The organism is Streptomyces sp. NPDC086766 (genome assembly GCF_044746005.1).
In the GTDB taxonomy this organism is placed as follows: Bacteria; Actinomycetota; Actinomycetes; order Streptomycetales; family Streptomycetaceae; genus Streptomyces.
Genome location: NZ_JBIVBI010000008.1, coordinates 182,432 through 201,091 on the forward strand (window position 1 = coordinate 182,432; position 18,660 = coordinate 201,091).

At 73.3% G+C, this 18,660-nt stretch carries 17 protein-coding genes; 7 read left to right on the forward strand and 10 right to left on the reverse strand.

What is annotated here, in order from left to right:
* Position 1: 1 nt before the first annotated feature.
* The 4 genes from ACIPM1_RS17645 to cyc2 form a co-directional block, all read right to left on the reverse strand.
* Positions 2-946 carry an aminoglycoside phosphotransferase family protein gene (locus ACIPM1_RS17645; protein WP_402435230.1) on the reverse strand — a complete coding sequence of 315 codons (945 nt, stop codon included), beginning with the start codon at positions 944-946 and terminating at the stop codon, positions 2-4.
* Positions 947-995: 49 nt separating this feature from the next.
* Positions 996-2,123, reverse strand: coding sequence for an aminopeptidase P family protein (locus ACIPM1_RS17650; protein WP_402435233.1), 1,128 nt, complete (start codon positions 2,121-2,123; stop codon positions 996-998).
* A gap of 291 nt (positions 2,124-2,414) precedes the next feature.
* Entirely contained in the window at positions 2,415-2,975 is a 561-nt protein-coding gene (locus tag ACIPM1_RS17655) for a PDZ domain-containing protein (protein WP_402435236.1), read from the reverse strand.
* Between the two features lie 184 nt (positions 2,976-3,159).
* Entirely contained in the window at positions 3,160-5,316 is a 2,157-nt protein-coding gene (gene cyc2 / locus ACIPM1_RS17660; RefSeq protein ID WP_402435239.1) for a germacradienol/geosmin synthase Cyc2, read from the reverse strand.
* A gap of 152 nt (positions 5,317-5,468) precedes the next feature.
* Between cyc2 and ACIPM1_RS17665 the strand changes: the two genes are divergently transcribed.
* Together ACIPM1_RS17665 and ACIPM1_RS17670 are read left to right on the forward strand one after the other, a co-directional pair.
* A complete protein-coding gene (locus ACIPM1_RS17665) occupies positions 5,469-6,251 on the forward strand; it encodes an alpha/beta fold hydrolase (protein ID WP_402435242.1) in 783 nt (260 codons plus the stop codon).
* Positions 6,248-7,513: a cytochrome P450 gene (locus ACIPM1_RS17670; RefSeq protein ID WP_402435245.1), complete on the forward strand. Its 1,266-nt coding sequence runs from the start codon at positions 6,248-6,250 to the stop codon at positions 7,511-7,513. Before ACIPM1_RS17665 ends, ACIPM1_RS17670 begins: the two co-directional genes overlap by 4 nt.
* Positions 7,514-7,564: 51 nt before the next feature.
* Here ACIPM1_RS17670 and ACIPM1_RS17675 read toward each other — a convergent pair whose 3' ends face one another.
* The 4 genes from ACIPM1_RS17675 to ACIPM1_RS17690 form a co-directional block, all read right to left on the reverse strand.
* Positions 7,565-8,743 (reverse strand): damage-control phosphatase ARMT1 family protein, encoded by a 1,179-nt coding sequence (locus tag ACIPM1_RS17675; RefSeq protein ID WP_402435248.1) that lies wholly within the window; start codon positions 8,741-8,743, stop codon positions 7,565-7,567.
* 5 nt (positions 8,744-8,748) lie between these two features.
* Positions 8,749-8,895: a hypothetical protein gene (locus ACIPM1_RS17680; protein WP_402435251.1), complete on the reverse strand. Its 147-nt coding sequence runs from the start codon at positions 8,893-8,895 to the stop codon at positions 8,749-8,751.
* A 30-nt stretch (positions 8,896-8,925) separates the two neighbouring features.
* Positions 8,926-9,573 carry a ScbR family autoregulator-binding transcription factor gene (locus tag ACIPM1_RS17685; RefSeq protein WP_356184388.1) on the reverse strand — a complete coding sequence of 216 codons (648 nt, stop codon included), beginning with the start codon at positions 9,571-9,573 and terminating at the stop codon, positions 8,926-8,928.
* A 71-nt stretch (positions 9,574-9,644) separates the two neighbouring features.
* Positions 9,645-10,565, reverse strand: a complete 921-nt coding sequence (locus ACIPM1_RS17690; protein WP_402435254.1) for a ScbA/BarX family gamma-butyrolactone biosynthesis protein — start codon at positions 10,563-10,565, stop codon at positions 9,645-9,647.
* A gap of 175 nt (positions 10,566-10,740) precedes the next feature.
* Between ACIPM1_RS17690 and ACIPM1_RS17695 the strand changes: the two genes are divergently transcribed.
* The 3 genes from ACIPM1_RS17695 to ACIPM1_RS17705 all read left to right on the forward strand — a co-directional run bounded on the left by ACIPM1_RS17695 (position 10,741) and on the right by ACIPM1_RS17705 (position 13,285).
* Positions 10,741-11,388, forward strand: a complete 648-nt coding sequence (locus ACIPM1_RS17695; protein WP_402435257.1) for a ScbR family autoregulator-binding transcription factor — start codon at positions 10,741-10,743, stop codon at positions 11,386-11,388.
* A gap of 3 nt (positions 11,389-11,391) precedes the next feature.
* Positions 11,392-12,240 (forward strand): NAD(P)H-binding protein, encoded by an 849-nt coding sequence (locus ACIPM1_RS17700; protein WP_402435260.1) that lies wholly within the window; start codon positions 11,392-11,394, stop codon positions 12,238-12,240.
* Between the two features lie 127 nt (positions 12,241-12,367).
* Entirely contained in the window at positions 12,368-13,285 is a 918-nt protein-coding gene (locus ACIPM1_RS17705; RefSeq protein ID WP_402435501.1) for a lytic polysaccharide monooxygenase, read from the forward strand.
* Positions 13,286-13,303: 18 nt separating this feature from the next.
* Here ACIPM1_RS17705 and ACIPM1_RS17710 read toward each other — a convergent pair whose 3' ends face one another.
* On the reverse strand, positions 13,304-13,957 hold the full coding sequence (locus ACIPM1_RS17710; RefSeq protein WP_402435263.1) for a Tat pathway signal sequence domain protein: 654 nt from the start codon (positions 13,955-13,957) through the stop codon (positions 13,304-13,306).
* A 537-nt stretch (positions 13,958-14,494) separates the two neighbouring features.
* Between ACIPM1_RS17710 and ACIPM1_RS17715 the strand changes: the two genes are divergently transcribed.
* Positions 14,495-15,196 (forward strand): DUF6230 family protein, encoded by a 702-nt coding sequence (locus tag ACIPM1_RS17715; RefSeq protein WP_402435266.1) that lies wholly within the window; start codon positions 14,495-14,497, stop codon positions 15,194-15,196.
* A 4-nt stretch (positions 15,197-15,200) separates the two neighbouring features.
* Positions 15,201-15,686: a DUF6114 domain-containing protein gene (locus tag ACIPM1_RS17720; protein WP_402435269.1), complete on the forward strand. Its 486-nt coding sequence runs from the start codon at positions 15,201-15,203 to the stop codon at positions 15,684-15,686.
* Here the strand turns inward: ACIPM1_RS17720 and ACIPM1_RS17725 are convergent.
* Positions 15,677-18,655, reverse strand: a complete 2,979-nt coding sequence (locus tag ACIPM1_RS17725) for a glycosyl hydrolase (protein WP_402435272.1) — start codon at positions 18,653-18,655, stop codon at positions 15,677-15,679. The genes ACIPM1_RS17720 and ACIPM1_RS17725 overlap by 10 nt on opposite strands.
* Positions 18,656-18,660: the final 5 nt, after the last annotated feature.

An 18,660-nucleotide genomic window follows, 5' to 3' on the forward strand; every position in this document is an offset into this window, starting at 1 on the left:
GTCAGGAGTGCTCGCTCCCGCCGTCCTCCCGCAGTTCCGTCACGCGTTCGAGCAGGATCGCCTCCCAGGCGTGGCGGAGCTGGGACCTGAGCAGCGCCAGTGGGGTGCCGTCGCGGCCCTCCAGGCGGTCGGCGAGGCGGATCACGGTGTCGCAGCGGGCGAGCCACAGGCCGCGCAGGCACGGCCGGGCGCCGTACCCGGCCAGGGTGGCGGCGCGTACCGCGGCGGGGGAACCGACGGCGCGGGCGAGGCCCGCGATGTCCTCGGCCGGGTCCCCGACGACCGCCCCCGTCCAGTCCAGGACGCCGCGCACCCGGCCGTCCGCGCTCACCACGAGGTGATCGCCGCCGAGGTCGTGGTGGATGAGGACCGCGGTGCCCGGCTGGGCGGCCAGTTGGGCCGCGGCGGTCGGGGGGAGCTGCGTCATCCGCGCGGGGTCGAACTCGTCGGCGGCGCCGAGGCGCTCGGCGGCGTGCACCGCCATCCGGCGCAGCGCCTCCAGGGAGCGCGGCGCGACCCGGGGGACGCCGAGCGTCTCCGCCTGGCGCGGGGGAACCTCGCGCAGCCCCGTGAACAGCCCGGCCAGGTCGTCCTCGCCGACGGCGGACACCTCGTGGCCCCCGGCCGTGCCGCCGGCGACCCTGGTGTCCAGCGTGTACGTCAGCCCCGGCGCCCACTCGCCGTGCGCGACGCTCGCCGGTACGGCGAAGGGCAGGTGCGGGCGGACCAGGTCGCGCAGGCGCAGTTCGCGGCGCTGGCGCGCGGCGGCCTCGCGGTCGGGGGCCAGCCGCAGCACATGGCGGGCGCCGACCCACCACGTGGAGTGCCCGCCGCCCTCGGCGACGGGCCGGATCTCGGGCCCGCCGGCGGGGCCCGCGTCCTCCTTGAGCAGGGTGCGGACCAGCCGGCGGACGGTGTCCGCGGTGGGTGTCGGTGCCTGGGTCATGGTCGCGCCGTGTCGTCCGGGTTGCGTGCAGGGGGCCGCTGGTCTCCGGTCAGTCCACTATCACCATCTCGCGGGTCGTGTCGTTGAGGCGGCGGCCGCCGTCCTCGGTCACCGTGACGATGTCCTCGATGCGTACCCCGAAGCGGCCGGGCAGGTACACGCCGGGCTCCACGGAGAAGCACATGCCGGGCACGAGGGGCTGCTCCTCCCCCTCGATCATGTACGGGGGCTCGTGCGTGGTGACGCCGATGCCGTGGCCGGTGCGGTGGATGAAGTACTCGCCGTACCCGGCGTCGGCGATGACCGCGCGCGCGGCCCGGTCGACCTCCTGGCAGGCGACTCCGGGACGCACCGCCCGGAAGCCCGCCTCCTGGGCCTCGCGCACCAGGTCGTGCACCCGGCGCTCCTCGTCGGTGGGCTCGCCGACGTGGACGGTGCGGGAGGTGTCGGAGCCGTAGCCCTGCTTCAGCCCACCGAAGTCGAGGACGACCATGTCGCCGCGCTCGATCACGCGGTCGCCGACCTCGTGGTGCGGGTTGGCGCCGTTGGGGCCGGAGGCGACGATGGTGAAGTCGACCTGGGAGTGCCCGAACCGGCGCAGCAGACCGGCGAGGTCGGCGGCCACGTCGGTCTCGTGGCGCCCGGCGAAGGGCACGTTCCGGATCTCCTCGAAGGTTTGGTCCGCGGCCGCGCCCGCGGCCGCCAGCAGCTCCAGTTCGGCCGCGTCCTTCACGGCGCGCAGCATCGGCAGGGCCTGGGTGAGGGAGGCGTAGGCGGTGCCGGGCAGGGTCCGCTGCAGGCCGAGCAGGTGCATGGCCCAGGCGTTGTCGCTGATGCCGTACCGGCCGCTGCCGTCGAGGAGGCCGGCGGTGAGGGCGTAGGGGTCCTTGCCGTCCGTCCAGTCGCGCAGGGTCAGGGCGGACGCGCCCGCCGCCTTCCAGGCGTCCGGCGCCTCCAGGGTGGGGACGACGAGGACGGGGTCGTGTCCGGCGGCCAGGACGAGGAGCGTGAGCCGCTCGGTGGCGGCGGGGGGCTCGTAGCCGGTGAGCCAGACCAGATCCGGACCGGGCGCGACCAGCAGCCCGGCGAGTCCGGCGTCGGCGGCGGCCCGCGCGGCGCGTTCCATCCGGGCCCTGTAGTCGTCGGCGGTGAAGGGCGCGGCAGCGCTGCCGGTCATCCGGTCCTCCGTGTGCGGCTCAAGGGTCGATGAAAGCTACGGGCAGCATCCTGCCCGCCCGGACGAGGCCGCGCGAGCCGATCGCCACTTGTTCCGCCTCTGCGGCGTGGGCGGCCCGGCCTCGACGTCGGGAGCGCGGACCGACCCGTCGGCCGGAGCGCGGGCCGACCCCCGGCCGGCGGGCGGGCCGACCCCGGCGGCCGGGGCGCGGGCAGGCCGGGCGCGTCCCCTCCGACGTGCGCCCGGCGCCGAGCCCGGTCCCGAGCGCGCCGGCCCGGTCAGGCAAGGGGGTCAGGTGACGATCCCCAAGGTCGCCGTGAGCTGCTGGTAGCCGCCGCTGCGGTGCCGGACCGTCAGGGTCACCGTGCGGCCCGGGCGGGCCCGGGCGACCGCGTGGGCGAGGTCCGCCGCCGAGCCGATCCGGGCTCCGCCGAACACCAGGAGCACGTCGCCGCGGACGAGGCCCGCCGAGTAGCCCGGCCCGGGGACGTGGACGCCGACGACTCGCGCGCCCGGCCGGTCGTCGTCCACCGCCTCCACGCCCAGGGTCATGCTCACCGGCGCCGGGCCGGGTCCGGGCGTGGACCGGGCCGAGGGCGCCGGGGCCGCGCCGGGCCCGGCCCCCTGACGCGCGTGCGCGGACATCTTGTTCATGCCGATCACCGCGGCGCCGACCGTGCCGATGCCGACCCCGGACAGCACCAGGAGCAGACCGGCGCACAGGCCGAGCAGCAGGGTCGCGACCCGGCGGCCGCGCCGGCGCGCGGCGTGCGGGTGGCGGTCGGAGCCGCGCGCGGTGCCGGCGGGATCCCGGCCGGGCATCGGCTTGGGACGCAACGCAGTCTGTTCCATGGATCGCCTCCGGCTGGTGAGCTACCCGGGGCACCCGGGCACCACGAGCCACGAAAGAGTGAGACTGACCGGAAGACCCGGCCCGGAAGACACCCGTCCGGGCGCCCCCGTCCCGTGCCCCGGCCCAGGAGTCCCGGGCCCGGGGCACGGGACGGACGGGCCCGGCCGGGCGCGCCTCGCGGGGTCAGCCGACCGGCAGGACGGGAGCGCGGTCCGGCAGGAAGCGGTGGGTGCGCCGGGACAGCCACGCCTCCTTGTAGCGGTCCACGCTCCGGTGCCAGTTGAGGATGCCCGCCATCCAGTTCTGCAGATCGGCCACATAGCCCCGCATGACCTCGCGCGCCTCTTCCGACAGCTCGAAGTCGTCGTACACGACGGGCAGTTCGTGGGCGACCACATGCTCGAACTGCCGCATCCGCTGGGTCATCAGGTCATGGACCACGGCAAGTGCGGCCGGGTAGTCGACGCCGAAGAAGTTCTGCACCACGAGCACGGCGTTGTGGATCTCACCCTCGAACTCGATCTCCTTCTGGTAGGAGAACACGTCGTTGAGGAGGCAGGCGTAGTCGACCGCCGCGTTCTCCAGCGAGCGGACCGGGCCGCTGCGGTAGACCTCGGGCGGGATCGCCGGGCCGTGGCCCATCCGGCACAGGCTCAGGGTGAGGTCGGCGCCGAAGGTGGCGCGCCGCATCTCCAGGTAGTCGACCGGGTCGGGGATGCGGTTCTGGAGCTGGTTGGACAGCTCCCACACCCAGCTCTCGGTCATCACGTCGATCGCGTGCCGGAAGGTGCGCCGCTGGTCCGGGGTCATCTCCGCCGTCGTGCGCGCCCACAGGTCGCCCAGGGCGCGCTCCATCGCGTTCACCGGGACGGGCGCCGGCTCCCCCTCCACCTGCATGCACGCCGACAACCGGGCCGTGGTCAGCCTGGCGGCGGCCAGGTCGCGCCGGTGCCCGAAGACCAGCGGGTAGTAGTCGTCGCCGTAGGTGCCGAAGGCGAGCCACTGCGCGCTGAGGTCGAGGGCCTCGGGCGTGGCGTCCGGGTCGAGGCCCGCCGAGCACAGCGCGAGGTCGTAGGCGGCGAGCTTGTCCTCGTCCCACACGCCCTCCTGGAGGATGCCCGTGCGGTGGCTCCACTCGACGAGCCGGCGCCGGGCGCCGTCCAGATGTCCGCTGAGCTCCACCGGATAGGGCATGTACAGGTCGGGGATGCGGGCGGGTCCGACCCGCTTGTGGGGGACGTGGGTGTAGGCGCGCAGCCTCCCGGCGCCGGCCGCGGCGAGCAGCGCGCCGACGTCGGCGGCCGAGGTGCCGGGGCCCGTGGGGTGGTGCCGGGGGGTGGCCGGCCGCGCCCGCTCGTTCATGTAGCGGCTGGAGCGCGTGTGCCACTCGTGGCCGCCGGACTGCCAGTCCTGCAGGCCCTTGGTGTACGCCGCCACCGCCGCGACCTCGCCGGGGGTGAGCCCCTGCTCGGCGGCCAGGGCGGGCACTTCGGTGAGCGCGGTGTGCTCGAACTGGTGCAGGCGCGAGGTGAGGACGTCGTTGACGGTGTCCGCGGCCTCCTGGGTGGTGCAGCCGAAGAAGGTCTCCAGGACGAGCACGCCGTTGCTCAACTCGCCCTCGTCCTCGACCTCCCGCTGGTAGGAGAACAGGTCGTTGCGCAGGTGCACGGCGTCGGAGAAGGTCTCCATCAGCACCCTGAGCGGCCTCGAACCCGCGACGGACACCGGCACTTCGGCGGTCGCGTACTCCACGAGCCCGGCCGACCAGGGGGCTCCGCCGACCTTGCGGCGCATCTCGATGTACTCGACCGGGTTGGCGATCCGGCCCTCGTTGATGTTGGACAGCTCCCACAGGGACTCGTTCAGCAGGTGCTCGGTGGCGAGCGCGAACCGCCGCCGCCAGTCGGCCGACATGGCCGGCACCGTGCGCGCCCACAGGTCCGCGAGTCCCGCCTCGACCGGGTTGCGCGGCTCGGGGACGGGGGCCGAGGGGTCCGGCGGCATGAACAGCGGCAGCCGGTCCAGGTGCGCCTTGCCGCCCGCACGGTCCTGGCTGCGCTTGAAGGTCTCCAGGAAGTGGTCGTCGAAGAAGAAGACCCACACGTACCAGTCGGTGACGAGCGAGAGCGCGGGTCCGTCGCAGTCGGGGTGGGTGTAGGCGCAGAGCAGTCCGTAGTCGTGCGCGTCGAGGTCGGCCTGCTCCCAGATCCCGGACCCCTCCAGCATGCCCATCCCGCGTGCCCATCGCGTCGAGTGGGCCCGGGCCTCGTCGACGTGCGGGTTCAGGCGCGCGGGATACGGCAGGTAGAAGCGCGGGAGTTCGAAGGGCTGGTGCGTCATGGCCGGGCCCTACCCGTGGCGCTCCGGCGGCATCCACCCGCCCGGACGTGATCACACCATCGCGTGAACCGGCCGGTGAACAGGGGACATTCACCCCCGCGTCCTCCGTCCGGACTCTTGCCGCCCCATGCTTCCCGGTCCACGGTGGTCGTATGACGACCTTCGTGCTTCCCCATGAAGTGCACGGCGACGGCGCCCACAAGGTGTTCGCCGTGCACGGCTGGTTCGCCGACCGGTCCGCGTACGCGGCCGTGCTGCCCGATCTGGACCGCGAGCACCTCACCTACGCGCTGGTGGATCTGCGCGGCTACGGCGAGGCCAGGGACGCCTCCGGGGCGTACACGACCTCCGAGGCGGCCCGGGACCTGGTGGACCTGGCCGACCGGCTCGGCTGGGACCGCTTCTCGGTGGTGGGGCACTCGATGGGCGGCGCGGTCGCGCAGCGGCTGCTCTCGGCGGCGCCGGACCGGCTGCGGCGGATCGCCGGGGTCTCCCCCGTGCCCGCCTGCGGCCTCGACCTGCCGCCCGGCCAGTGGGAGCTGTTCGCGGACGCGGCGGACCGGCCGGAGAACCGGCGCGCCATCATCGACTTCACCACCGGCGGCAGCCGGCCCGCCGCCTGGCTCGACCGCATGGTCGCCCGGTCGCTGGAGCGCAGCGACTCCAAGGCGTTCCGCGCCTGGCTTGACTCCTGGGCCGGGGAGGACTTCCACGACGGGGTGAGCGGGGCCGGCGTACCGGCGCTCGCGGTCGCCGGGGCCCTCGACCCGGCGCTGTCCGCCGCGCTGCTCCGGCAGACCTGGATGAGCTGGTACCCGCGGGCCGAACTCCACGAGTTGGCCTCGGCCGGGCACTACGCCATGGACGAGACCCCGCTGGAACTGGTCCGTGTGGTGGAGGACTTCCTGCGCGCCGACGACGGCGAGGGGGCGTGACGACGCACGCGGCCCCACCGGTTCCGGACGTGTTCGACCCGCGCCGGTACGGCGTCGCGGTGCCGTACGCCGCCTACCGGGTCCTGCGCGACCACCATCCGGTGGCCTGGCAGGAGGAACCGGAGGTGCTGGGCTGGCCGGCGGGCCCCGGGTTCTGGGCGGTGACCCGGCACGCCGACGTGGTGCGCGTACTGAAGGACGCGGCGACGTACTCGTCGTGTCTGGGCGCCACGCAGATCCGTGATCCCGACCCCGGGGACCTGCCGTTCATCCGGCGCATGATGCTCAATCAGGACCCGCCCGGGCACGGACGGCTCAGGCGCCTGGTCAGCCGGGCGTTCACCCCGGGCCGTGTCGAGCGGTTCGCGGCGGTCGTGGAGGAACGGGCGCGCGCCCTGTTCGCGCGGGCCCTGGAGACGGCGCGGGCGGCGGACGGCACCGTCGACCTGGTCACCGCCGTCACGGACGACTACGCCCTGCTCAATCTCGCGGACCTGCTCGGGGTGCCGGAGCGGGACCGGGAGCTGCTGCTGCACTGGACCCGGCGGGTCATCGGCTACCAGGACCCGGACGAGGCCGTCGCCCCGGTGCGGGACGCGGCGGGCAGGCCGGTCAACCCGCGGTCTCCGGCGATGCTGGGCGACATGTTCGCCTACGCCCGGGAACTGGCCGCGTTCAAGCGGCGGCACCCGGCGGACGACGTGCTCACCACGCTCGCCCACGAGCCCGAACTCGCGGGCGCCGAACTGGAGATGTTCTTCTTCCTGCTCACGGTCGCGGGCAACGACACCGTGCGCAGCGCCGCCCCCGGCGGGCTGCTGACGCTGGCCGAGCACCCGGAGGCGTACCGGCGGCTCCGCGCGGGCGAGCTGGAACTCGGCTCGGCGGTCGAGGAGTTGCTGCGCTGGCATCCGCCGGTGCTCACCTTCCGCCGCACCGCGGCGCGCGACACCGAGCTGGCCGGCCGCCGGATCCGCGCCGGCGACAAGGTGGTCGTCTTCCACGGCTCGGCCAACCGGGACGAGAGGGTCTTCTCCGCACCGGACCGGCTCGACCTCGCTCGTGGGCGCAATCCGCACGTCTCCTTCGGGGACGGCCCGCACGTCTGTCCGGGCGCGCACTTCGCCCGGCTGCAACTGCGGCTGCTGTATGCCGAGGCGCTGCGGGTGCTGCCCGCGCCGCCGGAGCTCGCCGGACCGCCCCGGCGGCTGGTGTCGAACTTCATCAACGGGCTGAAGTCCCTGCCGCTGCGGGTCGCCTGAGACCGGCGCACGCGCGGACCGCGGTCGCCCGCCGCGGTCCGCCGAGCCCGATCACGTCCTGACCTGGATCAGCGCGTGGGTGCCGCCGACGCGCCAGCGCCCGCCCTCGGCGGCGTCCAACGCGGTCTCGGTGTCCGCGTCGAGACCGCAGATCACGTCGGACTTCAAGGTGCGCAGGGCGGCCACCGGGCCGGGGAAGGGGGTCGCGAGGTCGGCGAAGGGGGTGGTCGGGGGCCAGAGCCGGTCCCCCACCAGGCGCCGGTAGTTCAGGTCGCCCTTCAGCACGGTCAGTGCGGCCGCGGCGAACTCCCCGCGCAGGTCGCCGGGCATGTCCGCGTACGGCAGCGGGGCGCAGGAGAAGGGGTGGGCCCGCACCGTCAGGCGGCCGTCGGCCATCGCCGACCACAGGCACCGGCCGTAGCCGGCGGCCGCCCCCGGCGCCGCCAGCAGCCGGCGCACGGCGTCGACGACATCGGCGGTGGTGGCGTCGGAGACGTAGTACGGGTACGGCTTGACGTGCACGACCGCCCGCCCGACCCGGCCGTGGTCCAGGAGGTGGGCGACGAGGAGGAGGTCGGGGACGAGTTCACGGCCCGCGTTGTCGGCGATCAGGCAGAGCGTGCCCGTGCCGGAGGGCGGCAGCAGCGGCCAGAGGGCGTCGCTGTCGTCGGCGACCAGTCCGGGGGCGGGCCGGTCCGCCCCGGCGCCGGACTCCGACAGCCGGAAGCCGAGGTCGGCGCGGTTGCCCCAGAGGGAGCCGTGCAGCAGCGCCCGCGCCCGCTCCTCGGCCGGTTCGCCCTCCAGTGCGTCGAGCGCGGCGAGTTCCTCGTCCGTCTCCCCGGCGTCGAGTTCGGCGAGCTTGGAGGGCCGGAAGGGGTCGATGCCCTGCCAGGGGCCGGGGCCGAAGTAGCCGACGGCGTCGAGGAGCCGGCGGTAGAAGTAGCTCTCGGACCACAGCCACGGCACGTCGAACCAGGGCCGGCCCGCGTACGAGTCCAGTCCCCAGTCCCGCCAGCGGTCGCGGTCGTGCGCGTCGGCGGGGAGCGGTTCGACGACGCCTTCCGCGCAGCTCTCCAGCAGCGCGTCGAGGGCGCGGTGCTGCTCGGGGCCGTAGGGGAAGGCGTCCCGCACCTGCCGGATGATGGCGGGGTGCCGCTCGGCCAGCACGCTGTGCGGGAACGAGCCGGGCTCGTTGCCGAGCAGCACGGGTGCGGACGGGATGTCGGGCATACGCCTCACCGTACCCCGCCGGTGTCCGCGTCCCGATCTTCCGCTCCCCGGGGCTCGCCGGGGTCGTCGCCGCCCGCCGGGGTCGTCACCGCCCGCCGCATCCGCGGCTTGCCCACCCCGAAGCCGTCGCGGCCCGTCGGAGTCGTCGGCACTCGGCGGCAGTCTCCACTCCGGCCGGCCGGTCAGACGGCGGCGATCTCCCGCTCCAGCTGGGTGGCGAGGGTGAGGTAGCGCGGGCGCCGGTGCACCGGAACCAGGCCGCGGATCAGGACGTGCCACATCTCGGCGGTCCGGCGCGGCAGCCGCGCCACCGGTTCCAGCGGCCGGCCCGCGATCCGGGTGCCGACGAAGAAGCAGACCAGCGAGTGCGCGACGGCGTGTACGTCGACGTCCGGGTGGAGGTCGGACTCCCGGACCGCGCCGAGGAGTTTGCGGGTGGCGATCTCCAGCCACTCGGTGAAGGGATGCCGCAGCGGCGGCCGCACCTCGACCCCGCCGGTCGCCAGCCGCAGACCGGCCCGGGTGACCGGGCCCTCGACGGTGAGCCGGGTCAGCGCGAAGGTGATGCGGATCAGCGCCTCCAGCGAGGAGCAGCCCCGCTCGTCCACCTCGCTCGTCACCCGGCGCGAGGCCCGGGACTGCAACTCCATGATGGCGTGGGCCAGATCCTCCTTGGCCGCGAAGTGGAAGTACAACGCGCCCTTGGTGACCCGCGCGTGCGCCACGATGTCGCTGAGGCTGGTCCGCTCGTAGCCGTGCAGGTCGAAGAGGTCGGCGGCCGCCGTGATGATCGTCGCGCGGGTCTGCTCGGCGCGTAACTGCCTCGGCATCGACAGAACACTCCCGGGGCTTGCAAAGAACGGGACATGCCGTTTGTTTCTGACTCCCCGTACACGATAGCTCACCCGCCCGCGGCGTTCACCACGCAGGTGAAGACGGTCGACTCCTCCTGGATTCCGGCGACGCGTATCCCGCCGCCGCTCGTGGTCTCCGCCTCGATCCACGTGGGCAGGTCCAGTTCGGCGTACCGGTGGAAGGTGGCGTGGAAGGCGGCCGGCGACCGGTCGGCGGGCATGCGCAGACGGGCGGCCTGGCGGGCGCCCTCCAACAGGAGCATGCCCGGAACGTGGTCGAGTGGATGGTCGAAGAAAACGGGATGCGCGGTATCCACCCGCAATTGCCAGCGGTCCTCCTCACGCGTCGGCGCCAGGACGACGTCGGCGGGCAGCGCGCGGTGCACGTCGGCGGCCGGGACGCCGGGAGGGACGGGCGGGGCGGTCACGCCGTCGGCGGTGCGCCCGCCGCGCAGCCGGCGGTAGGCGGACTCCCCGACGCTGGTGAAGGCGACGTGCGCGGTCGCCACCCGTTCCCCGTCGCGGCGCACGTCCACCTCGTAGGTCAGGGAGGCGGAACGCCGGGTGCCGGAGCGGGAGAAGCGGACGTCCAGGTCGGTTTCTGCGGGCAGGGGACCGACGGCGAGCCGCCCCGGGTACGTGGTGACGCGCAGCTCCTGGAGCACGAACTGGTGGTTCAGCGGCACGTCGTACTCGGTGTGGGCGAGCAACGTCCCGCTCTGGCGGACGGTTTCGACGACGAGCAGCGGCTCGTAGGCGGTCCGGTCCGGCGACACGTGTAACTGGTGGGCCCGCGGCCACTGCGCGGTGACGGTGAAGTGGTCGTCGCCGTTCCTGGCCCATCCGGTGAGGAAGGTCTCGGCCAACGCCGCGCGGTGCACGAGCTGGCGGGGTACGGTCGCCGTCAGGACGGCCCCCGGATCGGTGGCCGCCGCCGGGAACTCGGCGAGCTGCCGCAGTTGAGGCATGTCCCCTCCTGGGTCCCCTGAAAGCCTTGGCGGACGGCGAGTTGCCCGCGCCGGTGAGCGCTAGAATACGAGGCGACCGGTTTGTTTTCAATGAGATCGGGTGGACCGGGCCTGTGCGCGACCGGTCCGGCGCACGGGCGGTGCCCGGCCGACTCGGCGCAGTGGAGGGGTTCTTGTGGCGAAGCAGGAGCGCGCCATCAGGACGCGCAGGGCGATCCTGGAAGCGGCCGGTGCGGTCTTCGACGAGCACGGCTACACGTCCACCACCATCGCCATGGTGCTGGAGCGGGCCGATGTCACCAAGGGCGCCCTGTACTTCCACTTCCCGTCCAAGGAGTCCCTGGCCCAGGCGGTGCTGGACGAGCAGGTGGACTTCGGGGCGGTGCCGCCGCGGTCGAGCAAGCTGCAGGAGATCATCGACACCACGTTCGTGGTGGCCCGGCGCCTGCTCGGCGACGCCCTGCTGCGTGGCAGCGTCCGGCTGACCGTGGACCAGTGCGCACCGCCCGGCGTCGACCACACCGGGCCGTTCCTCCAGTGGGCCGAGCACCTCATGGGGCTCATGGAACAGGCCCGCGAGCAGGGCGAGTTGCTGCCGACGGTGGAGCCGCGCGAGACCGTGGAGCTGCTGGTCGGCGCCTTCGCCGGCATCCAGTTGATGTCGCGGGCCCTGACCGGCCGGGACGACCTGGGGCACCGCATCTCCGTGCTGTGGGGGCACATCCTGCCCAGCCTCGCGGTGCCGGGTCTGCTGCGCGCCCTGGACGCCGAACCCGACCGGGGCGCACGGGTGTTGGCCGCCCTCGAGACCGGCGGGTCCTGAGCCGTGATCCTGCTGACCGGTGGGACCGGCACCGTCGGACGCCTGGTGGCGCGGCGGCTCTCCGGTGTGGCACCCGTGCGGGTGCTGACCCGCGATCCGCGCCGGGTCGCTCCCGGCCCGCAAGTCGATGCCGTCGCGGGGGATTTCGGCGACCCGGCGAGCCTGGAACGCGCCCTGGCCGGGGTCCGGTCGGCGCTGCTGGTCACCGCGGACCCGCTGGCCCCCGCCCACGACGAGCACTTCGTGACGGCGGCGCTCCGCGCGGGAGTGGGCCATGTGGTGAAGCTGTCGGCGCTGGCGGTGACCGACGCCGGGGCCACGGACCTGATCACCGCCTGGCAGCGCGGGAACGAGCGGCTGCTGCGCGAGTCGGGGCTGTCGTGGACGATGCTGCGCCCGCGCGCCTTCATGTCCAACACCCTGAGCTGGGCCCGCTCCGTACGCGAGGAGGGCGTGGTGCGCGCGCCCGGCGGTCACGCGCCCAACGCGACGGTCGACCCCCGGGACGTGGCCGAGGTCGCGGCGGCCGCGCTGCTGGATCCCGACGCCCACGCGGGCCGCTGTCACGCCCTCACCGGCCCGGAGTCGGTGAGCGCCGCCGAGCAGACACGGGTGCTGGCCGACCTGCTGCAACGGCCGCTGCGCTACGAGGAACTGGCACCGGACACGGCGCGCGAGCTGCTCCGCGCCCGCTACCCGGCGCCCCTGGCCGACGCCCTGCTGGAAAGCGCCGCGCGCGGACGGTCCGGTGCCAAGGCCCGCGTGCGTCCGACGGTGGAGCAGCTGCTCGGCCGCCCGGCGCGCGGCTACCGGGACTGGGCGGCGGACCACCTGGAGGCGTTCGGGGGCTGAGTCCGGCAGGGCGCCGGGACCCCGCGGGCTCTCAGTCGCCCCGGGTCTGAACGCGCGGGGCGCCTGTTGCGTACTGCACGGAACAGACCGTTCCCGCGCCGGCCGAGGAGACGTCCCCGTGACTCGGATGACCGCCCCCCTCAGGGTCACTGGAGCCGCTGCGGCGGCCTCCGCCCTGCTCACCGTGTGGGCGGCGGTTCCCGCCCAGGCCCATGGCGCCCCGGTGGACCCGGTCAGCCGGGTGTTCGCCTGTTCGCCGGACGGCGGCGACGCCGGTACGGCGGCCTGCCGGGCGGCGATCGCGGCGAACGGCGCCCCCTTCACGGCATGGGACAACCTGCGGGTGGCGAACGTGAACGGCAGGGACCGCCGGACGATCCCGGACGGGAAGCTGTGCAGCGGCGGCCTGCCCGCCTACAAGGGGCTCGACCTCGCCCGCGCCGACTGGCCCTCGACCCGTCTGGCACCGGGCGCGAAGCTCACCCTGAAGTACGCCTCCACGATCCCGCACGAAGGCACCTTCAAGCTGTATCTGACCAAGCCCGGTTACGACCCCGCGAAGCCGCTGACCTGGTCCGACCTGCCCGCACGGCCGTTCGCCGAGGTGAAGGACCCGGCGTTCGCGGGCGGTGCGTACCGTATCGGGGCCACCCTGCCCGCCGACCGGACGGGCCGCCATGTGCTGTTCACCGTCTGGCAGAACAGCAGCACGCCGGACACGTACTACTCGTGCTCCGACGTGGTGTTCACCGGGGGCACGGGCGGGACCGGCACGGGCGGGGCGGGCACGGGCGGGCGCACGGCGTCGGGGCACGCGCCGGCCGGTCAGGGGGGCACGGCCGCGGCCTCCGGCACGTCCGCCCCGGCGGGCACGGCCGCGGCCGCCCCCCGTTCGGGCGGCGGCGCGAACCCCGACACCGGCCCCGTGGCGGCCACCACCGGTACCGGCTCGGGTCCGTCCGCGCCGATGCTGGCGGGCGGCGCCGCCGTGGTGCTGGTGCTCACCGGCGGCGCCGCCCTGGCGCTGCGTCTGCGCCGGCGCTGAACCTCGCTACCGCATCGCTCAGTTGACGAAGACGGGCGCGCCCGCGTCGGTCACCGGGGCGTACGTGGCGGTGAAGTAGCCGCTGCTGAAGCACAGCGACGAGCCCGACACCTTGCTGAACTGCTGGTTGGTGAAGGCGATGCCGTTGTCGGCGTTGTCGGCCCTGCCGCTGAGGCCGGAGGCCTGGTAGACGCAGGTCACGCTACCCAGCAGGGTGCGCAGCTTCACCGTGGTCTGGACGGTCGAGCCGCTCGCCGGAGCGACGGTGAGGGTGCCGTCGGAGGACACGGTCGTGCTGTACGGCAGGTTGTCGACGGTGATGCTGGTGACGCCGAGCACGCCGGTGACGTTGCTGGTGCAACTGGCGGGGTCGAAGGTCTGCGCGCTCACCGATTCGGTCGCCGTGCCCGGTGCGGCGGGGTTGTCCGTCACGGACGCGGTGAAGGTCGACGAGGTGCAGGAGACGCCGCTGGTGCCGGTCGCGCTGGAGTAGAGCGTGGCGGTGGTGCCGCTCGCCAGCTGGGCGGTGAGGGTGTCGCCGGCCGCGACGGCCGCCCCGCCGGCACTGCCGGTGGTGAGCACGGGGGTGCCGTCGGCGGAGGCGGTGCCGAGGGCGGGGAGCGAGAGTGCGGCGACCGCGGCGGCGAGGGTGAGGAGGGGGCGCGTACGCATGCGGGTACCTCGTTTCCGGAGTGGGGGGTGGGGCGAGCGGGACGCCGTGGGGCGTCCACCGGCGCGGAGCGCCGAAGGGGAAGGCGTCCGCACCGGTTCAGAGGGGATCACGGGTGCCGGGGGGATGGGGGGCGGCGTGCTGTGCGTCACGGGAGCGCGCGTCGGCAGGGCGGATTCCGGGAGGGCACGCGGTCGTGCGGCGCGCCGGATCCGGCGCCACGGATCCGGGGAGCCAGGCAGAGTTGTAGACCTACTCGCCAGTCAACGTCAAGGCATGGAAAGGCAGTTGACGCTCAGTCGGGGTCCGTGCGACTCCCGGACCGGACAGGCGGCACACAATCGGCACGCAACTTTTACAAGCACCTTGACCCGCAAATGTAACCACCGGTAACTTCCTCGAACGGCTACTGCCGCGTCATGAGAAAGCCCTTGCATCCGCCGGGAGGCGCGAGGGCGCCGCGCCGCAGCCGCTGTCCGCGCCAGGGCAACGGGCCGCCGCACTCCGACCGCACTGACCATGCCCATGGGAGTAGACACATGGCCTCGTCCTCGGACCCCACGTCGTCCGCCGGCAACACCCCCGAGCAGCCGGAAAGCGGTTCCGTCACCGAGACGCCCGGGGCGTCCGGGACGGCCGACGGCACGGAGAGAGGCGGCCGGGTCCGGCTGCGCCGCGCCGCGATCATGGCCGTACCCGCGACGCTGGTCGCCGCGGGGCTGGCGGTGCTCACCGCCCAGGGAGCGCTGGGCGTGCAGTTCGCGATCTCCGGGATGCCGTTCACGGTCACCGCGACGGAGCTGAACGGCACGGGCTTCGAGCAGTTCGGCGCTCTGGACAACATGGCCGAGGACAGCCCCAACGCGGGCGACACCGGCGGTCAGGTCCTGGTGGTGACCTCCGCGATCAAGAAGGCGACGCTGACCAAGCTCTGCCAGAGCGTCGACCTCGGCGGCACGAACCTGCTCATCACCGCGGGCAGCGGCGCGGACAAGGTGACCGCCGCCGATCTGACCACCGACTCGACCGAGCTGTCGGGCGACGCCGCCTTCGACGACATCGAGATCGGCAACGACGCGAGCACGCTCACCAAGGCGGGGGTGCGGGGCCCCAAGGGCGTGTTCAGCCAGCAGGCGGACACCGTCCGGATCGCCGACCTGCGGCAGACCAACTATGCCACCACCGCTGGTGTCTTCAAGCTGCCGGGCCTCAAGCTCCGCTTCAGTGGCTCGGGTTGCTGACCCCATGACGGACGACTCGCGACCGGGGACGCCGACCGGGCCCCGCCCGGGTCCACGGGCCGCCTTCCGCCGGTGGCGGGCCCGCCGCCCCTTCTGGGGCGGACTGCTGCTGATGCTGGGCGGGGCGGAGATCCTGCTCACCGAGAAGGCGTCCCTGAAGGTCGTCATGCACATCGGCATGCAGGGACTGGCCGGATACCTGCTGCCCGCGCTGATGGTGCTGTGCGGTCTGCTGACCCTGTTCCACCCGGTCCAGCGGCTGTTCTACTCCCTCGTCGGCATCCTGCTGTCCCTCGGCACCTGGCTCACCTCGAACCTGGGCGGCTTCTTCCTGGGCCTCCTCCTCGGGGTGACCGGCAGCTGCCTGGCCTTCGGCTGGCTCCCGGACCAGGAGCCGCGCCGCGGACGCAGGCAGCGCCGGCGGGAGCGGAAGGCAGGGGGCGGGGTCCGGAACCCGGTCCGCCCGCCTGCCGGCCCGGCTCAGGTGTAGGGCAGCCGCAGCACCGACAGACCGCCGGTGCCGAGGAGGTTGTCACTGTTGCCGAGCGCGCTCCAGACCTTGACCTGCACGGTTCCGCCCTTCAGGTCGCACGCCGTTCCGCTCGCCGAGGCGAGGCCCGCCTTCTCGGTGTAGTGCTCCCAGCCGTTCAGCGGGTCGGTGGCGAAGTACCGGTAGGTCTCCACGCGTTCGAAGTCGCCGTCACCGGTGCAGTCGTACGACACCTGGAGCTGGAGCGCGTTGCCCACGACCTGCTTGGCGTCGACGGCCAGGTCGAAAGTCAGGGCTCCGCCGGCGTACTTCAGGTTCAGCCCGTCGGCCTTCAGCGTGTACGGCTTGTACGGGGTGCCGTCGTGGTTGACTCCGTCGGCGGAGGCCACGGTGGCGCTGCCGTCGCTCCCGGCGGTGCCCACCAGGGTTCCGTCGCTCTGCGGATACAGCGTCGGCGACGACGCGGTGCCCGTCGGGGTCGGGGTCGGGGGCGGGGTCGGGGTGGGCGGGGTACTTGAGGTCGTGGTCGGGCTCGGGGACGGGCTGTCCGTGGGACTGGTGGTCGGCGTCGGGCTCGGCGGAGTGCCGCCCGCGGCGCTGCCGCCACTCCAGTCGAGGGCCCCGGAGGCGACCGTCCTGCCCGCGGGCACCTGCACGGTGGTCCCGTCGGAGAAGTGCACCGTCGCGTCCTCGGACGTCACGTTGGAGGCGACGTGGGTGCGCGCGCCGTCCTTCACGAAGACCGAGGCCAGGGGACTGTCGGCCGTGACACGGGTGTCCACGGTGCCGAGTGCGGCCAGGTTGCGGATCCAGTGGAAGGTGTGGGCCTTGCTCTCGCCCTCCTCGGAGGTGAAGGAGTTGTTGGCGCGGAAGGCGGCCAGCGCCGCGTCGCCGTCGCCGAGGGCCAGGTACTCGTACCAGATGTCGGTCCAGATGGACGGCTGTGTCTTGCCGCTCTGGTCCAGCATCTCCTTGTAGTTGGCCTTGACGTAGGCCGGGTCGCTGCCCAGGTAGAGGTGCCCGCCGGTCACCGGCAGCAGGTTGATGCCCTGGATCTGCTCGGGAGCGCTGGAGAACCAGGTCGAGTAGGCGCCGCCGTTGCTCCAGACCATGCCGACCTCCTTGTGCGGGAAGTCGCTCGGGTAGATCTGGTCCTCGGTGTCGAACCAGTAGTCCTGGATGGCCGCGGCCTGCGTGGTGTACATGTAGATGCCGGCGTCCCGGACGGTCTTGTTGCCGGTGGCGATCCCCCACTGGATGAGCGCGTTGTCGAAGTTCATCCCCTCGGACGAGGACTCCTGGTTGTTGCCCGCGGCGAACGAGCCGTGGCCGGAGGCCCAGTCGTGGCCGCTGTAGATGTCGAAGTCGCGCAGGTAGGGGAAGCGCTTGTCGCTGCGGTCGTAGTTGTTGGCGTCGCGGATGAGCAGGTCGACCATGCCGCCGTAGTGGCTCTCATCGGCCCAGGTGGGGTCGAACTTGGCGAGGGTCGCGGCCGCGGCGACGAAGTAGCCGTAGTGGAAGTGGTGGTCGTTCAGCTCCTGGTCGGACCCGTAGGAGGCCGGGTAGCCGATCAGGGTGCCCCACTTGTCGTCGTAGTAGAACAGGTGGCCCGTCTTGTCCTGGGACGCGGTGAACCAGTCCGTCAGCTTGGACTTGATCGCCGCGAGGGCGGCGTCGCGCACGTCCTTGTTGCCGGTCTGGTCGGCGATCTCCGCCAGCCGGGCGGCGCGGCCGAGGCCCTTGCCGGTCCAGTAGGTGTCGTCGCTCTGCTGACGGGTCGGGTCGGCCTTCTCCGCGTTCAGGTAGTTCTGCAGGGTCGCGGCGTCGGCCCCGGAGCTGTCGGCGACGGCCGGCACCTCGGGGAGCACGCCGTGGAAGACCATCGACGTCGTGAAGGACGTGATGCCGGTGAGCACCTTCAGCGGGCCGCGCGAGGAGATGTACTTCTGCGCCAGCGGGGTGCCGCCGGCGAGGTTGCGCCACTGGTGCGGCATCAGCGCCGCGACCGTGGCCTTGCCGGTCCCCTCGAGAGCGTCGGTGGTGAGGCTGTACTTCGTCGTGACGGTGCTGCTCGCCTCGTCGTACGAGTACGACACCGCGGTCCCGGTGACGTGGTTGTAGGCGTACTTGGCGTACTCGTCCGCCAGCGCGGCCCGGTCGGTGTCCGAGGTGGACGGCGTGGTCGGCAGCACGGCGATCGAGAAGTAGTCCTTGCCCCCGAGTGAGGAGGTGAAGGTGGTGCCGGAGCCGTCGACCGACCAGGTGGCACCGCTCGGGGCGAAGGCCACGTAGTCATGCCCGGCGATGGTGTAGCCGAGCATCGAACCGGAGTGGGACCACACGGTGGCCGTCGCGCCGGAGACCACCTTGATCTGCGCGTCGCCACCGCTCGCCCGGAAGTACGCGAACGGCAGACCGGAGCCGATGGTCGCCCGCAGCGTGTGCGCGCCGTCGCTCAGGACGGGGCTGACGGTCCAGTCGCTCCAGTCGTCGACCTTCACCTCGGGAGCGCCCAGACCGGCCACTCCGGCGACGAAGTCCTCCGTGTAGTTGAAGTGGTACTCGCCCACGCCCTTGGCGCCGCCGGATATCGCCGGCTTGGTGCTGTAGGAGAAGCCCAGTCCGCCGGACTGGGCCCGGAAGCCGAGGGGCTGGGCGAACAGGGGTTCTCCGTAGGCGCAGTTGGTGCGCTTCCAGAGGATCGACGACCACCAGTCGTTGGTGGGTACGGCACCCGACGGGGCGTTGGCCGTGACCCAGTGGCGCGGATTGGTGGACAGGTCCGCGCAGCCCGACGGCAGCGGGCCGGGCGCCTTGGTGGTGTAACTGCCCTGGCCCACCGTGTCGGCGTCGGCGGTGCGGGGCGTGAGGACGGCCAGGGCCGCGCCGAGCAGGGCGGCGACGGCCAGGAACACCGCCGCGCGCCGGTTCAGGGCCGTTCTGTGGGGCAGATCGCTGTCTCTTGACATGTGTG

Excerpts from the sequence above, each read along its gene's own strand:
- ACIPM1_RS17645 (WP_402435230.1), bottom strand. The coding sequence starts at position 946 with ATGACCCAGGCACCGACACCCACCGCGGACACCGTCCGCCGGCTGGTC.
- ACIPM1_RS17650 (WP_402435233.1), bottom strand. The coding sequence starts at position 2,123 with ATGACCGGCAGCGCTGCCGCGCCCTTCACCGCCGACGACTACAGGGCC.
- ACIPM1_RS17655 (WP_402435236.1), bottom strand. The coding sequence starts at position 2,975 with ATGGAACAGACTGCGTTGCGTCCCAAGCCGATGCCCGGCCGGGATCCC.
- cyc2 (WP_402435239.1), bottom strand. The coding sequence starts at position 5,316 with ATGACGCACCAGCCCTTCGAACTCCCGCGCTTCTACCTGCCGTATCCC.
- ACIPM1_RS17665 (WP_402435242.1), top strand. The coding sequence starts at position 5,469 with ATGACGACCTTCGTGCTTCCCCATGAAGTGCACGGCGACGGCGCCCAC.
- ACIPM1_RS17675 (WP_402435248.1), bottom strand. The coding sequence starts at position 8,743 with ATGCCCGACATCCCGTCCGCACCCGTGCTGCTCGGCAACGAGCCCGGC.
- ACIPM1_RS17685 (WP_356184388.1), bottom strand. The coding sequence starts at position 9,573 with ATGCCGAGGCAGTTACGCGCCGAGCAGACCCGCGCGACGATCATCACG.
- ACIPM1_RS17690 (WP_402435254.1), bottom strand. The coding sequence starts at position 10,565 with ATGCCTCAACTGCGGCAGCTCGCCGAGTTCCCGGCGGCGGCCACCGAT.
- ACIPM1_RS17705 (WP_402435501.1), top strand. The coding sequence starts at position 12,368 with ATGACCGCCCCCCTCAGGGTCACTGGAGCCGCTGCGGCGGCCTCCGCC.
- ACIPM1_RS17710 (WP_402435263.1), bottom strand. The coding sequence starts at position 13,957 with ATGCGTACGCGCCCCCTCCTCACCCTCGCCGCCGCGGTCGCCGCACTC.
- ACIPM1_RS17715 (WP_402435266.1), top strand. The coding sequence starts at position 14,495 with ATGGCCTCGTCCTCGGACCCCACGTCGTCCGCCGGCAACACCCCCGAG.
- ACIPM1_RS17720 (WP_402435269.1), top strand. The coding sequence starts at position 15,201 with ATGACGGACGACTCGCGACCGGGGACGCCGACCGGGCCCCGCCCGGGT.
- ACIPM1_RS17725 (WP_402435272.1), bottom strand. The coding sequence starts at position 18,655 with ATGTCAAGAGACAGCGATCTGCCCCACAGAACGGCCCTGAACCGGCGC.